The 14628-nt window shown below is 50.3% G+C and carries 15 protein-coding genes; 3 read left to right on the plus strand and 12 right to left on the minus strand.

Annotated features, from left to right (window positions below; genetic code table 11):
* The first annotated feature begins 10 nt into the window (after positions 1 to 10).
* Both PsAD26_RS07915 and PsAD26_RS07920 read left to right on the plus strand, forming a co-directional pair.
* A complete protein-coding gene (locus PsAD26_RS07915) occupies positions 11 to 559 on the plus strand; it encodes a hypothetical protein (protein ID WP_208980484.1) in 549 nt (182 codons plus the stop codon).
* Between the two features lie 155 nt (positions 560 to 714).
* Positions 715 to 1452: a class I SAM-dependent methyltransferase gene (locus PsAD26_RS07920; RefSeq protein WP_063287270.1), complete on the plus strand. Its 738-nt coding sequence runs from the start codon at positions 715 to 717 to the stop codon at positions 1450 to 1452.
* A gap of 21 nt (positions 1453 to 1473) precedes the next feature.
* Here the strand turns inward: PsAD26_RS07920 and PsAD26_RS07925 are convergent, their stop codons facing one another.
* The 3 genes from PsAD26_RS07925 to PsAD26_RS07935 form a co-directional block, all read right to left on the minus strand.
* On the minus strand, positions 1474 to 1764 hold the full coding sequence (locus PsAD26_RS07925) for a DUF1330 domain-containing protein (RefSeq protein ID WP_063287271.1): 291 nt from the start codon (positions 1762 to 1764) through the stop codon (positions 1474 to 1476).
* A 53-nt stretch (positions 1765 to 1817) separates the two neighbouring features.
* Complete coding sequence (locus tag PsAD26_RS07930) at positions 1818 to 2141, minus strand: hypothetical protein (RefSeq protein WP_063287442.1); 324 nt, start codon at positions 2139 to 2141, stop codon at positions 1818 to 1820.
* 152 nt (positions 2142 to 2293) lie between these two features.
* Entirely contained in the window at positions 2294 to 3559 is a 1266-nt protein-coding gene (locus PsAD26_RS07935; RefSeq protein ID WP_063302382.1) for a class I SAM-dependent RNA methyltransferase, read from the minus strand.
* A 356-nt stretch (positions 3560 to 3915) separates the two neighbouring features.
* On the opposite strand from PsAD26_RS07935, the gene PsAD26_RS07940 reads away from it, so the two are divergent.
* Positions 3916 to 5982: a methyl-accepting chemotaxis protein gene (locus tag PsAD26_RS07940; protein ID WP_063309948.1), complete on the plus strand. Its 2067-nt coding sequence runs from the start codon at positions 3916 to 3918 to the stop codon at positions 5980 to 5982.
* A gap of 66 nt (positions 5983 to 6048) precedes the next feature.
* Here the strand turns inward: PsAD26_RS07940 and PsAD26_RS07945 are convergent, their stop codons facing one another.
* The 9 genes from PsAD26_RS07945 to PsAD26_RS07980 all read right to left on the minus strand — a co-directional run bounded on the left by PsAD26_RS07945 (position 6049) and on the right by PsAD26_RS07980 (position 14066).
* Positions 6049 to 6783 (minus strand): TlyA family RNA methyltransferase, encoded by a 735-nt coding sequence (locus PsAD26_RS07945; protein WP_063309949.1) that lies wholly within the window; start codon positions 6781 to 6783, stop codon positions 6049 to 6051.
* Positions 6784 to 6816: 33 nt separating this feature from the next.
* Positions 6817 to 6963 carry a hypothetical protein gene (locus tag PsAD26_RS29660; protein ID WP_164845264.1) on the minus strand — a complete coding sequence of 49 codons (147 nt, stop codon included), beginning with the start codon at positions 6961 to 6963 and terminating at the stop codon, positions 6817 to 6819.
* A 47-nt stretch (positions 6964 to 7010) separates the two neighbouring features.
* Positions 7011 to 7616: an SCO family protein gene (locus PsAD26_RS07950; protein ID WP_063293796.1), complete on the minus strand. Its 606-nt coding sequence runs from the start codon at positions 7614 to 7616 to the stop codon at positions 7011 to 7013.
* Positions 7617 to 7645: 29 nt separating this feature from the next.
* Positions 7646 to 8119 (minus strand): copper chaperone PCu(A)C, encoded by a 474-nt coding sequence (locus PsAD26_RS07955; protein ID WP_208985566.1) that lies wholly within the window; start codon positions 8117 to 8119, stop codon positions 7646 to 7648.
* An 87-nt stretch (positions 8120 to 8206) separates the two neighbouring features.
* Complete coding sequence (locus PsAD26_RS29310) at positions 8207 to 8620, minus strand: hypothetical protein (protein WP_153041467.1); 414 nt, start codon at positions 8618 to 8620, stop codon at positions 8207 to 8209.
* A 38-nt stretch (positions 8621 to 8658) separates the two neighbouring features.
* On the minus strand, positions 8659 to 10044 hold the full coding sequence (locus tag PsAD26_RS07965) for an MFS transporter (protein ID WP_063310084.1): 1386 nt from the start codon (positions 10042 to 10044) through the stop codon (positions 8659 to 8661).
* Between the two features lie 128 nt (positions 10045 to 10172).
* Entirely contained in the window at positions 10173 to 12074 is a 1902-nt protein-coding gene (dxs, locus tag PsAD26_RS07970; RefSeq protein WP_063309951.1) for a 1-deoxy-D-xylulose-5-phosphate synthase, read from the minus strand.
* A gap of 779 nt (positions 12075 to 12853) precedes the next feature.
* Positions 12854 to 13105, minus strand: a complete 252-nt coding sequence (locus PsAD26_RS07975) for an exodeoxyribonuclease VII small subunit (RefSeq protein ID WP_057465022.1) — start codon at positions 13103 to 13105, stop codon at positions 12854 to 12856.
* Positions 13106 to 13145: 40 nt separating this feature from the next.
* A complete protein-coding gene (locus PsAD26_RS07980; RefSeq protein ID WP_057465023.1) occupies positions 13146 to 14066 on the minus strand; it encodes a histone deacetylase family protein in 921 nt (306 codons plus the stop codon).
* Between the last annotated feature and the right edge of the window lie 562 nt (positions 14067 to 14628).

Genomic DNA, 14628 nt, shown 5'->3' on the forward strand with positions numbered 1-14628 from the left:
TGGCGGGGGCATGTCTCAGTTTGATCTTGATCCATGGCAGGAAGAGCAAAGCTCGGCTGAACCATTCACACTGGGCTATCGAAAAGGGACGGGCGAGCCTGTTGTCTACGGCAGCCTGTTGCTCGGGGCAGCTCTTCTTGGTACGGGCATTGTAAGCGGTTCACTGATCCCTGCATTGGCATCACTACCCGTTTTTCTCAGCGTTCACTGGCACTACCCTTTCGTTGATAAACGCCCTCAAATCGCAGCCAATGAGACCGGGCTCTATCTGGAAAGGCTTGGTGTTCTGCGCTGGTCCGCAATTGCTGAGCTTTCCCTTTACAAAACAGCTGTCCGCACCATGGAATTCAACCAGCTGCACATCAAACTCAAAGGCCCGATTGACGACTGCCTCGTAAAGCGAGAGCCCCAGTCTATGCCGAGACGGGCTATGAGAAAGAACTGGCGCTTGAAGCAAGCCAAGTCGAACGCACCAGTACTTGAAGTGGATTTACATCTCCTTGCATGTGACCCTGAGATCCTCTTGCAAAGAACTAGACAGTTCTGGCGGGGGCAATGATGTTTCTCTGCAACACTGATCTATAAACAATCATTGAGCAGATTAAATACCTCAGAATTCTTTGTTTGGCCGCAAATCCGCTTATCCTGTTACAAGACGTTAACACTCTTAACCTAACTTTTATTAGGAAGGACAGCACCCGGAAGGCAATTATCATGCAGCTGAACCGCACGGAGACAAAGGGAAACACATGCAGCTTTACCAGTCTGGATAAGGATTGGGGGGCAGATGATGACTATCTTTTCAACTTCGCTTGCACGCCGGGTGGAAGCGTTTTGCAAATTGCATGCGGCACAGGTGCGCTGTCCAACGCGCTTTCCAGACAAGGTGTAAACACTGTTGGTGTTGACCGAAATCCGAAGAAAATTGCACAAGCTGTTAAACGCTCAGAGACGGTAACATGGTTGGAGGCAGATGCCCGAACGGTGCACCTCAATCAGAAATTCGACCGCATTATCATCACTGGCAATGCTTTCCAGGCCTTTGCAACCAATACGGATCAGATCCTCGTTCTCCAAACCATCGCCGCTCATCTGAAACCAAATGGCAAATTCGCTTTTGGCATGGAAAACCCGAAAGCGCGCCCATGGGAGAAGTGGGGCCAGAAAGGCAAACCTCTTTTGGTCCGCTCGGTTGAAGGGCAAAGAGTGTCTCTGTGGCAGGATACAGCCGGGCCAGACAAAAACGGTCTCGTGTCCATGCAAACCCACTACGACAGCGATGGACAGCATTACTCCAGAAACAACATGCGCCGCTTCGTGCATCGCGATCATATCCGCGACCTGTTGGAAGCCGTTGGCCTGCGCGCAACAGCTTCCTATGGGGACTGGTCAGCACTCAACCTGAATGATGCTGCACCTTTCATTATCGTCAGCGGTGGCCTGAGCACCTAACGCTCCTCAGGCTCCCAGAACTTACACCCCATCAATAATCGTCAGGCTACACTTAGCAGCACCATGACGGATTTTGGCAACAGGGGCATACTCCGGACAATTCAAAAACGCCTGCGCCTTTTCCATGCTTGGAAACTCCACGATGACGAGACGGTGTGGTGTCCATAAATCACTCTCAACCACATCCATATCACCGCCACGTGCCCTGTAGATGCCGCCGAAGCTCTCAGCAATCGGGCGAGCCTGAGCCTTGTAATCTTCATAGACGACAGGATCTTCAATTTTTGTATCAACAATGACGTAAGCCGGCATATACTTCTCCTGTAATTGGAAAAGATCCTATCTGATTTGCTTGCTCTGGGAAATCATGCTGCGGACTTAGTATTGTTATCTTTAGGCGAGGGTTGACCTTTACCCTGACGCTTCCTGAAATAGCGTGGACGCGTTCGTCTGATGATCTTCTTAAACCGCCCGCTGGAACGCACCTCAATCCAATGCAGAGCCTGATTGAGCCAAACAAAGTTTTTCCGATGCCGCCGCACGAACTTGGCAAACCTGCGGCTTGTAGCGATCAGTAGAACCGTCCCCAGAGCCAGCAGCGGTACGCCGGTAGGGATGGGCGTCCAGACCGTCAGCAGGCCCAGCACAATGCAAATGATAGCTGCAAAAACCGAAAGGCCCTTGATCAATAGCTCGGCCACCTGTTCGTGTTAACAACAAGTGAGAGTATATTCAGTACTCGTGAAACTTACGTAACACGCTCTTCCCAACTTAGGGCAAATATTGAAAATTCAGGGAAGACGGCAAATTACTCGCAACTTGCCGCCTGCATAATTACCCCTTATGCGCCGCGTTCCAGCAGGGCAACCACTTCAACGTGAGGGGAGTAGAGGAACTGATCAATCGGTACTACGCGCTTGATCTGATAGCCACCGTCCAGCAGCTCTCGAATGTCACGAGCAAAACTGGCAGGGCTACACGAAACAGCAACGATCTTCTTGACTGGAGACTTCGCAAGTTCCTGTGCCTGGGCAAGCGCACCAGCACGCGGTGGATCAAACACCACGCCATCAAACCCCTTGCCGAAGTTATCGAGCTCTTTTGCAACAATTGGTCGGCGGAACAGATCCCGGCGTTCAGTCGTAACCTTCTTAAGGCCCTTGGCACGGCGCAATCCAAGATCAAGCGCTTTCAGCGATGTTGCTTCGCCTTCCACCGCATGCACATTGGCAAACTGCCCGATCTTGAAAGTCAGAGTACCCGCACCGCAGAACAAGTCAGCCACGCGTTTGCAACCACTCAGACCCTCTGAAAGAAGATCACCCATGGTTTTTTCGGCGCTCAAGGCTGCCTGAATAAACCCGCCGGACGGAATTGGAACAGCCACACCACTCATATCCAGCAGAGGAGGGCGGATCTCGATAATTGTTTCACCATCGACAGTCAGGCGCGCAAAGTTATTTTCAACAGCAGCCTGTGAGAGTTCAAGGTAATGCTTGTCTTTGTTTTTACCCAACCCACCAATAGCAACATCAAGGCCGCTCTGTGTTGTCGTCACGGTGAACTTCAGTTCGCCCTTACGCGGCAGAATTTCGCCGGCAAGCTTGCGAAGTCCCGGCACAGCCTTCATGAGCTCAGGTGCAATCACAGGGCATTCTTCAATGTCGACAAGGCGGTTGGACTTGGCTGTGTGATAGCCAAACAGCACTTTATGGCTTGCCTTCACAGCTGCAAAGACTGCACGGCGGCGACTGCCCTTGCCGCAAACCACGACATCTTCCACTGGCGTTTCGATGCCACGGGAGGCCAGAGCGTCCACCACTTGTTGGCGCTTGAAGTCCTTATAGGAAGCCTCATCCATATGCTGCAAAGAGCAGCCACCACATGTGCTGAAATGCTTGCACACGGACGCGACGCGATGCGGGCTCGGCTCAATGATCTCGTTAAGTTCCGCACGAGCGCCTTGCACTTGGGCGCTGACAAGCTCGCCCTCAAGTGTATAGGGAACAAAGATCTGTCCGGCATCGGTCTCAGCAACACCGTCACCCTTATGGGCAAGGCGTGCAATACGGAGGATTTCTACAGTGGCTTCAGGCTTCTTAGACATGGCACTGCGTTTACAGCGCCGCTCCGATACATGCAATGCTTGATGTCGCGAAGTTTGGCATTCCGTTCGAGCGTGATTGGATGGCGATGTTTAGTCTTCGATTTGATCTAGGGGAAGTCATCGTCTGTGACGCAAAGGTAATGTGGAAAATTACTGTATAGGCGTGCTGAGCGACACTTTATACTGAGTTTCTGAATAGATTTTGCCGATCTATTTAAAATGTTCTCTGAAATAAACTTTTTGTTTGTCTATTTGATCGATTTCCCAACGGAATATGCGGGTTGCATGCGTATGGTGATACATTCTATGGCTGCAACTTTCCCAAAAAAATCGGCGATGTTCTGTAGGAGTTTTCAATGCCGTCTTTAAAATTAAAAGGGAAATTGACATTTTGGGTTGTCGTGATTGCACTGGTGTCGATGGTTGCCTCATCGGGGTCTGTCTTGTTCATTGGGGCAGGAGTTATCGAAGAACAAGCAATCAGGCTCTCAAACGAAATTGCCAAGGAAAGTGCAGCCGTCGTTAAAGCTGAACTGGATCAATCTTTTGCTGTTGCGCGCAATACAGCCAATGCATTGGACGCACTCAGAAAAAGCGGGGACGCCAATCGCGCAGCTTCAGCAGAGATCCTCAAAGGTGTCCTCCAGAGCAACGAGCAGCTGATTGGCAGCTGGGCCGCTTGGGAACCTGATGCGTTTGATGGCAAGGATCAGGACTGGGCCAACAAGCCGTTTCATGACCAGACCGGACGATTTATCCCATACTGGTTCCGCTCAGGTGGACAGATAGGCCGGGAAGCACTCGTCGATTATGAAAAGGATGGAGCAGGTGACTACTACTTGCTTGCTCAAAGAAGTGGCGATGAGATCATCCTGGAGCCCTACATCTATTCTGTTGGTGGCGTCGATACCCTAATCACGTCTCTTGTTGTGCCGGTGGATGGCTTTGGCGCTAGAGACGGTGTTGCTGGTGTTGATATCGCTCTTTCTGATATTCAGGAGCGACTGAATGGAATGCATCCTTATGAGGAGGGCTACCTCACACTGATCAGCTCTTCCGGAACAATTGTTTCCAATCCAGACAGTCTGCTTGTGTCCAAAGCTGCTGATACAGCTGGTTTTTCAAAAGCAATTCTTGAGCCGTTAACCTCTGGAAAAACGCGCATTCTACCCAACACGGAAGTCGGTAATGTTGAAATGTTGCAAGTGGGCGTTCCAATCAGTATTGCCAAAACCGAAGAGCCATGGCTGCTGGTCATCACCATCCCACGCAGTAAAATCCTTGAGGCATCCAATCAGATGTTCTCACTTGTCTCTGTCTTGGGCGTTGTACTCGCGCTCCTTGCAGCTCTGGGCGCATGGATATTTGCCAGTTCGTTGAGCAAGCCAATTTCTTCTCTGACCCAGGTTATGGGTGAGTTGGCATCAGGAAATCTGCAAGTTGATATCTCGGAGCGCCGCCAGAAGGATGAGATCTCTGACATGATCACAGCTGTGCGTGTGTTCAAAGACAACGCCATCAAAGTCAAGGAGATGGAGGCAGACAAAAGAGAGCAGGAAAACAAGCGCATAGCCGCTGAGAAGGCAACGCGGATCAAGATTGTCTCTGATTTTGAAAAGAGCGTAGGCAGTGTTGTTCAAACTGTTTCATCTGCGGCCACAGGCATGAAGTCACATGCAGAGGTGCTGGAGCCAGCTGCCTCAAGAGCACAATCGCGTGCCCAGGCAGGGGCAAATGCGGCTGAGGCAACCTCTGTTAACGTGCAAACCGTGAGTTCTGCTGCGGAGGAGCTGACAGCATCCATTCGCGAAATTGGGATGCAGGTTGATCTGGCCTCAAGAACGGTTGCGGTGGCTGTCTCTAAGTCTGAACAAACCAACATCACCGTGCGTGGTCTTTCCGAGGCCGTGCTGAAAATTGGCGAAGTGATTGACATCATCAATGCGATTGCCGATCAGACCAACCTTCTCGCCTTGAATGCAACCATCGAAGCAGCCCGCGCTGGGGAATCTGGCAAAGGCTTTGCCGTTGTTGCCAATGAAGTGAAAGATCTGGCCAATCAAACAGGGCGGGCAACCCAAAGCATTGCTGAACAGATCAGCGGCGTTCAGGAAGCAACGCAAGGCGCTGTTGATGAGATCGCAGGGATCTCCAAAACCATCAGCGAGCTTGATGAAGTGGCATCCAATATTGCCGCAGCAGTTGAAGAACAAGGCGTGGCAACCAGTGAAATTGCCCGCAGCGCTGAACTTGCGTCCAATGGGACCAAGGAAGTCTTTGCCAGCGTGAATGACATTGGCAAAGCGGCTGAAGACACCAGCAACTCTGCTTTGAGTGTGAAAAAGGCATCTGTGGATCTGACGGATCTTGCGGATGAACTCAAAGACCGCGTGGAAGGCTTCGTGTCTCAGCTGCGCGCATAACTTAAAAGCACACAGGACCACCTTTTCCCGAGACCTCTATGCCTCGGGAGAAGGGTTTCACGAAAACTATAATGGCTTCTTTTGGCAAGCCATCAGGTACTCGGCATTTCCATCACCACCCTTGATCGGGGAGGAAGTAATACCAAGCACGGACCAGCTCGGCTGTGCATTCATCCACTCTTGAAGCTCTACAGAGATCTGTTCTGCAAGCTCTGGTGCAACAAGACCACCTTTCCCAATCCGCTCACGCCCAGCTTCAAACTGTGGCTTGACGAGGAAGACCCCTAAGGCACCATCAGCAGCCAGCTCAAGAGCTGGTGGGAGGGCAAGCTTCAGAGAGATAAAGCTCACGTCGGAAACTAGAAACTCCGGATGCTGGCCTTCAAGATGCTCAAGCGTCAGCTCACGGGCATTCAGGCCGTCTTTACGGACAACGCTTGGGTTATTGGAAATCTTATCTGCCAGTTGATCATGCCCAACATCAATGGCATGAACGATCTGAGCATCATGCTCCAGCAGAACCTGCGTGAAGCCTCCTGTAGAGGCGCCAATATCGAGGCAAACCTTACCAGCAGGGTCGAGCTCAAAATGCTCCAGGCCTTTGATGAGCTTCAATGCGGCGCGGGATACATAGTCAGAGGCCGGATCATCGATAGTGATGTTGGGTTTGCCTGAGATCTTCTGCGAAGGCTTCTTTGCAGGCATACCATCTATAACGACCGTGTTGCGCAAAATTGCATCACGAGCACGGGCACGCGTTTCAAAATAGCCATGTTCGACGAGGAATTGATCAAGCCGCATATGTCACCTGACTGGGATGATTAAAAGCTTAGCCTAAAGGCCGAAGCAACCAGCCAGTGCATTTAACAGTTTGTCTGAGAAAAGCAAATTGCCATAGCGCATCCAAAGGAATGCGGTGGCTGCGATCAGCAGAAGTCCAACGGCAGCTGTGCCAGCATAGAGAGCTGCATGATCTTTCATATCTTCATCCAAAAAAGGGTGCCTGAATTCCCAGACACCCTAAACTTTTATGAGCTACCAAGCAACTTTCTGATTTTTGGAAGCGCTGTTTCTTCAGGTTCCTGATAGCTGATGGTTCCCACGAAATCCAAGTCACCATTCAGCATGTAAACCGCTGCGGTGTGGTCCATGGTGTAATCTCCGTCTTCCAATGGTACTTTTCTCGCATAAACGCGGTAGTCTTTAACGACTTTTTTAACCTGGTCGACGGAGCCAGTCAGTGGAACGACGTGAGACCCAAACGCAGCAACATAATCTGCAATAACGTCTGGTGTATCGCGTTCAGGATCAACGCTGACGAAAACGAAGTTCAGATCATCTGCCTTCGGACCCAGATTATCAATCCATCCCTGCATATCAGAGAGGGTTGTTGGGCAGACATCAGGACAGTATGTGAACCCGAAGAACATCAGAGTTGGTTTGCCATCAAGGTTCTTGTCTGTAAAGACTTGTCCCTTGCCATCAACCAGCTCAAACGGGCCACCGATCTGCACTGTGGCAGCCTGCGGGACATCCTCTTTCACAAATTTCATCACTGTTACAGCAGAAACTGCGGCAACGAGCAATGCGACTGCAGCCCACGCTCCATATCGAATTGTTTTCGCAACGTTCATCTTAATCCACCCGTGCACAGTTCAATTGGTTAGTGGTGCATTTTGCCGGATTTTGCACCCATTTTCATAACTGGGAATGTCACTTCTACTGGACCGGCTTTTTCGAATTCCAGAGTAACTTTGAGCTCTTCACCCATTTTGAATGCTTGGTTCAGGCCCATAAACATGACGTGGTAGCTGCCAGGCTTCAACTCAAGTGTCTCGCCAGCAGGAATAACAATTCCATCATCCAGCTTACGCATTTTCATTACGCCATCATTCACAGCCATCTCGTGAATTTCTGTACGCTTAGCATAGCCGGAAACTGCACCAGTCAGGTGTGCATCTTCATTGCCATTGTTAGTGATAGAGACAAAAGCGCCTGCGCCTTTTGCTTTTGGAGGTGTCGCGCGGGACCATGCGTCTTTAATGGTCAGGTCGCCATGCTGAATGCTGTCCGCGAGAGCAGCCGAACCAGTAAACGCAACAAGAGCTGCTGCAACAAGAAGAGCACGTGTTTTCATAATATCCATCCAAGGAATAGCTCCCTACCTGTAAACTCAGGCAGAAGAGATCAGTCAAATCAGGTTTTGTTGATCAAGAAGAAAAACTTAAGCGACTGGAGGAGCTCGGATGAGGAAATTATGACCACGGAGGCTTCTGTCATTTACGAGAGCACTATCAAGGGAGAGAGAACCAGCAACCACGAGGGTAGGACTCTGCCAGCTCTCAGGCTCTATCGAAAAATAAGTCGCCTGTTTGGACGTATGCGGGCACATGAACGTGCAATCGCAGCCTATTCCCAGCGGATTTTCGGTGTGAGTGGAGCCTTCGACCTTTGCAATCTGCGAGCCGCCTGAAGGGGCACACAATTGCATGAGCGCAGCAACTGAAGGATCAGCAGTCGCGCCGGAAAAACTCAAGACAAGCAATAGCACTCGGGCCAGCATCGCAACGCCAGCAAGCAAGACGAGCGGATGTCGCTCGCTTCTGAGTACATGTAATGTATTACTCGGCTTGACCATGGGTCTTTCTTAGTTGTTTCCGCTGAGTGTGTCTACACTCAGCCAGAAGGGAATCTGGAATTATCCTGAGTCTCATCAGTTGTAGGCGGATTTTCATCCTCATCATTGCGATTTGGCAAATCACCAACTTCTTCTGACGCCATGCCCTCATCCTGTTCATAGGCAGGGAACTCTTCAGGCGGAATAACGTAAGGATCTTCGATATCTAGCGGATCAGGCGTAAGCACAGCACCCATGTTGGATGTTGCACCGTATTCGAAGTCTGTCTTCTCCAGATCCTCGTCCGCAGGGCGAATAACCAGGCGGCTGACAACGAAGAGGGCAAGAGTGACTTCAACAAGTGCCACCCATATGAATAGCCCTTCAGGGCCGATACTGAACATCAGGCCTGCTGCAACGGTTGGTCCAATCATCGACCCGATTCCGTTCGACATCAGAACACCGGAAGATGTCTCAACGTAGTCTTCTGCTTCCACATAGTCGAAGGCGTGGGCAGCAACAATCGCGTATGTCGGCTGACTGGCCATGCCCAGGATCAGGAATACGGTGAATGTAGTCCAAAAGTTTCCACTCTCAAGCGTAAAGAGGACCAGAGCTGCCGCTGCCGCACCAAAGCCCAAGAGCAAAATAATGATACGACGGTCAACGCGGTCAGACAGACGACCAATCGGCCACTGCGTAATCGCACCACCTAGAACGATGGCCGCAGCAAAATACGCTGCTTCGTTGGTGCTGTAGCCGATCTGCTTGGCGTATAGCGGCGCCAGTGCCCACATGGAGCTGTTGGCAAGACCAATCAGCAAACAACCAATCAGCGCCACAGCTGAGGTCTGATAGAGGTTGATTGGGCGGAACCGTACCAGAGTAATTGGAGCCGGCTGTACTGCCTTGGTGAGCACAACGGGAACCACCGCAACACTGACAAAAATTGACGCAATTGCAAATGGCACAAAGGTACTAACGTCAAAGCCCACAATCATCAGCTGGCCACCCATGGTCGCACCCAGATAGCAGATGATGTAAAGCGACATGACTGTGCCACGGTTCTCATTAGTTGCCCGGTCATTCAACCAGCTTTCAACAACCAAAACGATGCCAGCAAAACACACACCAGTAATGATGCGGAAAAGCGCCCACGCCAAAGGGTCCACCAGGATAGGGTGGAGCAGTGCGGCGCCAGACATCAAAGAAACCAGTGCAGCAAATGCACGGATATGACCGGCCCGCAAAATGAGAAACGGACCAAACAGACACCCAATCACAAAGCCAATGTAAAAACTGGACGAGATCAGACCAATCTGGAGGTCTCCAAATCCGGCCAAATCAGCTTTGAGGGGGATAAGCGTCGAAGAAAGTCCATGCCCTGCAAGAATCAGGGCGGTGGACAGCATCAAGGACGCAAAGGTTGCAAGCAGCAGTATCATGCGCGCACCAGCCAACGATGTAAAACTGGAGTCACACTACATATCATATGCAAAAAGAAAATAAGGAGAGCAGCGAAAGCTGCCCCTCATTTAATTTTTTGATGAGTTATGAACACAAATACAATGTTCTACACCAGCCTTAACGGCAAATCCTCTGCTTTACCAAGGGTTTCAAAGACCCGGTGTACAATCCCTGATGCATCTAATCCGGCATCTTTGTACATGGTCTCAGGCTTTGCGTGGTCCTGGAAAACGTCCGGCAGGATCATGCTGCGAACTTTAAGAGAGCCATCAAGCAAGCCGTTGTCAGAAAGGAACTGAAGCACCTGGCTTCCGAAGCCGCCAATAGAGCCTTCTTCGATGGTGATTAAGACATCGTGTTCTTTGGCAAGGCGCCCGATCATCTCTGTATCAAGCGGTTTGGCAAAGCGTGCATCAGCAACCGTTGTTGAAAGACCCGCTGCATCAAGTGTATCGGCAGCCCTCAAGGCTTCCTGCAAACGACCGCCCAATGAAACCAGAGCAACGCGGGAACCTTCTTTTACGATACGACCCTTGCCGATCTCCAGAGGCATACCGACTTCCGGCAGATCAATGCCAATGCCTTCACCGCGTGGATAACGGAAGGCAATCGGGCCTTCATCATAAGCCGCAGCAGTGGAAACCATATGAACCAGCTCTGCTTCATCACCAGGTGACATGATTACCATGCCCGGCAGGCAGGAGAGGAACGCAGTATCAAATGAACCAGCATGCGTTGCGCCATCCGCACCAACCAGACCAGCGCGGTCAATCGGGAAGCGCACAGGCAGCTTCTGGATTGCAACATCATGGATGAGCTGATCGTAGCCACGCTGAAGGAAGGTCGAGTAAATCGCACAGAACGGTTTGAAGCCCTCAGAAGCAAGGCCAGCAGCGAATGTCACAGCATGCTGCTCAGCAATACCCACATCGAACATGCGGGTTGGATGAACTTTCTCAAACACATCCAGGCCAGTTCCGTCCGGCATCGCGGCTGTGATGCCAACGATCTTCTCGTCTTTGTTTGCTTCTGCAATCAACGCATTGGCAAAAACGCGAGTGTAGGCAGGTGCATTCGGTTTCGGCTTGGACTGTTCACCTGTCACAACATCAAACTTGGCAACAGCGTGATACTTGTTGCTGGCGTTCTCAGCAGGCAGATAGCCTTTACCCTTTTGGGTCACCACATGAACGAGGATTGGACCTTCTTTAGCGTCCCGAACGTTTTTCAGGACAGGCAAAAGATGATCCAGATTGTGCCCATCAACGGGGCCAACATAGTAGAAGCCAAGCTCTTCAAACAATGTGCCGCCGGTAAAGAAGCTGCGGGCAAACTCTTCTGCCTGCGCTGCTTTTTCCTGCAGAGGTTTTGGCAATGCGCTCGCGACCTGCTTAGCTGCCTCGCGGAAGCCCTTATAAGTCTTGCCGGAAACAAGACGCGCGAGGCTCGCGGAAAGGGCACCAACAGGTGGAGCGATCGACATGTCATTATCGTTCAAAATAACGATCAGGCGCGAGTTCAGCGCACCCGCATTGTTCATGGCTTCATAAGCCATGCCAGCGGACATCGCGCCATCACCAATCACAGCGATCACGTTGTTGTCGCCACCGGCAAGGTCGCGGGCCACAGCCATGCCAAGGCCAGCTGAAATAGAAGTGGAAGAGTGTCCAGCGCCAAATGGGTCGTAATCACTCTCGGAGCGCTTGGTGAAGCCACTCAAGCCGCCATCCTGACGCAGTGTGCGAATACGCTCTTTGCGGTCAGTCAGAATTTTGTGCGGGTAACACTGGTGTCCTACATCCCAGATCAACCGATCTTTGGGCGTGTCGAAGACATGGTGGAGTGCAACGGTGAGTTCAACAACACCTAATCCAGCTCCTAAATGCCCTCCTGTAACAGAAACAGCATCAACCATCTCCTCTCGAAGCTCTTCAGCAACTTGTTGAAGGCGGTCCTCGGGGACCTTTTTGAGATCAGATGGGTTTTGAATTTGATCTAGCAGGGACATCAGGGTCTTCTTAAGTCTTTTGACTATTTGGCAGCTTAACACAGAACGACCCGACCATGGCATATGTTCTAAATTATGGCCGAAACGACTGTCTTCCGTAATTGACCACGATTATAGCAAGCCTGCCCTCTGTGCAATTGCCTGTCATGAATAATTGATCGTTTATGCTAGGTCCTTTTGTAGGGATGCCTCTTCAAAACCTGTGTCAATAGGGGATGAGAACGTATTTTTTTTCATTTGCTAGTATTAATTGCGCTTTTGTCACCCCATGGGGTGATGCAATCTGCGACGAAACGTCCTATGTCGAATGTGTGGTCGATGGGGCCACGTGCACAGTGATCGACTTGGGGCTACGGTTTTCGTAGCCCCCTTTTTTTTGCCTATACCAATATCCGGCGATAAATGAAGAATACTTGTCGATTTAAACTAGACCGTCCGGTCGGTTATACGATCTATCCAGTGCTTTGTATTCTCTGTCTTGAAATAATATTCTGTGAAATATCTCCGGTTAAGTATTGTTCCAATTAAAACTTATCGGCTCACTAGAATAACAGGTGTGTTATATGCTCAATAGTTTTTGTCCAATTTTATTTAGTAGGCTAAATAATAAATTATCACGAAATTTTTATCATTTAAGTAAAACAGCATTCCTGATGAATCAGGTGCAAACAAAAACCCCGCTCAAGGCGGGGTCTGTTGAAAAAATGAACGCGTGTACTGGAGAGAGAATTCTAGTTATTGTGTTTGGAACTAGAATTTCAATTCCATATTGGCTAAATTTATTGCTCGTCCAGCGCTTCTGTGCCAACTGCGTTTCCAGATGTGTTCATCTGGATTTTCTCTACCTTCTCTTCAGCAGCTTTGAGCAAGCCATCGCACTTCTCACGCAAGGCTTCACCTCGAGCATAAAGCTCAATGCTCTTTTCCAGAGGCACGTTGCCTTGTTCCAGATTGCGAACAATGGTTTCCAGCTCAGCTAATGCTTGCTCAAAGGAAAGGTTTTCAATGGAACCGGCTGCTTCTTCTGTCACCAAACTGTCCTCGCTCAGTCGGGAGTAGGTGCACTCCCAATTAGTAATCCATCAATGTCATTACATGAGCGGCGGCAGATCGCGCAAGACCTTCCAGATCATACCCACCTTCTAAAAGCGAAACGACACGTCCCTGACAACAATCATCTGCAATTTCGATGAGTTTGCGGGTCGCCCACGCAAAGTCCAGCTCTGTGAGGCGCAGGCCACCAAGTGGATCACGCTCATGAGCATCAAAACCTGCGGAGATAATGATCAGATCTGGTGAGAATTCACGGATGCGCGGCAAAATCGCGTAATCAAGGGCTTCACGGAACTGGGTTCCATCATCGCCTGCCGTGAGTGGGGCGTTGACAATGTTGTTGTGCTCACCCGTTTCATTCACGGCACCGGTGCCTGGAAACAGCGGCATCTGGTGAGTGGAGGTGTACATCACTGTTGGGTCGTTCCAGAAGATTTCCTGAGTGCCGTTTCCGTGGTGAACGTCAAAATCCATGATCGCCACACGCTCAAGCCCATAAACGTCCTGTGCATAGCGGGCTGCAATTGCGGCATTGTTAAACAGGCAAAAACCAGAGGTAAGAGCTGACTCCGCATGGTGTCCTGGAGGCCGGCATGCCGCAAAAGCGTTGGAAACGCGTTTACTCATCACCTCATCCACACAGCGTGTAGAGCCACCCACAGCTCGCATCGCCGCCTCCCAGCTGCCCGGAGACAGATTGGTGTCTGGCGCAAAGTCGATGAGCCCCTCTTCAGGATTCATGTTGTGGATGGAGTTGATGTAGTCAGAGCTGTGAACCCGGGCAATATCTTGAAACGTTCCGAATGGCGCAATATCGCGATCCAGCATGAAGAACCTTTCGTTCTCCAGCATACGATCAATAGCCCGCAAACGGTCGGGACGTTCTGGATGACCAAGCGGAGTAAGATGATTTAAAAAAGCCTGATGGTGCAGCAGCAAAGTACTCAAGATATTGAACCCGTTAAAAATGAAGTCAGGTACACAGCCAATTTTAGAGCTCGTTCCAGTAGCGAAGTTGGAGCGTGAAGTGAGCACACTTACTCTAGTGTGATGGCACCTAAATCCAATCCTGTGAAAAATTGGGCGAATTACATATACAAGTCCACATTGCCGAGCAGTCTGTCAATTGTACACCCCTCCAGTTTATCTCGGTAATTGGGATGAGGTGCCGATAAATCTCAGTGGTTATGCCTGCGTGGAATGCCCAGCTGTCCCGTGAGTAAGACAAGAAAAATCCGGAGTGCGTGTATAACACGCAACCCCGGATTAAAGGTGCGAGCAATCTGTGTTGCTCGTGGGGGAGGTCCGCTGCATCTCTAAGAAATACATGACTGTAATATTGAGCCAATTCTTTAAATTTGCACGCTGATTATTCGTCCTCTCCTTGAATTCATACTGAGTGGAAAGAGAAAAGGTTAACACCTATTCTTGTAGTGTTGCATAAATACAATAAATAGTACAATAAACCCAAAGTATTCAGGGGGAGTTATCCTGTGCTCTC

The sequence above is a fragment of the Pseudovibrio sp. Ad26 genome (assembly GCF_001623285.1).
GTDB classification, from domain to species: Bacteria; Pseudomonadota; Alphaproteobacteria; order Rhizobiales; family Stappiaceae; genus Pseudovibrio; species Pseudovibrio ascidiaceicola.

Bases quoted from the DNA above. Each gene is read 5' to 3' on its own strand.
- dxs (WP_063309951.1), bottom strand. From the start codon at position 12,074: ATGTCCCTGCTAGATCAAATTCAAAACCCATCTGATCTCAAAAAGGTC.
- PsAD26_RS07925 (WP_063287271.1), bottom strand. From the start codon at position 1,764: ATGCCGGCTTACGTCATTGTTGATACAAAAATTGAAGATCCTGTCGTC.
- PsAD26_RS29660 (WP_164845264.1), bottom strand. From the start codon at position 6,963: ATGAAAGATCATGCAGCTCTCTATGCTGGCACAGCTGCCGTTGGACTT.
- PsAD26_RS29310 (WP_153041467.1), bottom strand. From the start codon at position 8,620: ATGGTCAAGCCGAGTAATACATTACATGTACTCAGAAGCGAGCGACAT.
- PsAD26_RS07965 (WP_063310084.1), bottom strand. From the start codon at position 10,044: ATGATACTGCTGCTTGCAACCTTTGCGTCCTTGATGCTGTCCACCGCC.
- PsAD26_RS07915 (WP_208980484.1), top strand. From the start codon at position 11: ATGTCTCAGTTTGATCTTGATCCATGGCAGGAAGAGCAAAGCTCGGCT.
- PsAD26_RS07950 (WP_063293796.1), bottom strand. From the start codon at position 7,616: ATGAACGTTGCGAAAACAATTCGATATGGAGCGTGGGCTGCAGTCGCA.
- PsAD26_RS07945 (WP_063309949.1), bottom strand. From the start codon at position 6,783: ATGCGGCTTGATCAATTCCTCGTCGAACATGGCTATTTTGAAACGCGT.
- PsAD26_RS07940 (WP_063309948.1), top strand. From the start codon at position 3,916: ATGCCGTCTTTAAAATTAAAAGGGAAATTGACATTTTGGGTTGTCGTG.
- PsAD26_RS07935 (WP_063302382.1), bottom strand. From the start codon at position 3,559: ATGTCTAAGAAGCCTGAAGCCACTGTAGAAATCCTCCGTATTGCACGC.
- PsAD26_RS07920 (WP_063287270.1), top strand. From the start codon at position 715: ATGCAGCTGAACCGCACGGAGACAAAGGGAAACACATGCAGCTTTACC.
- PsAD26_RS07955 (WP_208985566.1), bottom strand. From the start codon at position 8,119: ATGAAAACACGTGCTCTTCTTGTTGCAGCAGCTCTTGTTGCGTTTACT.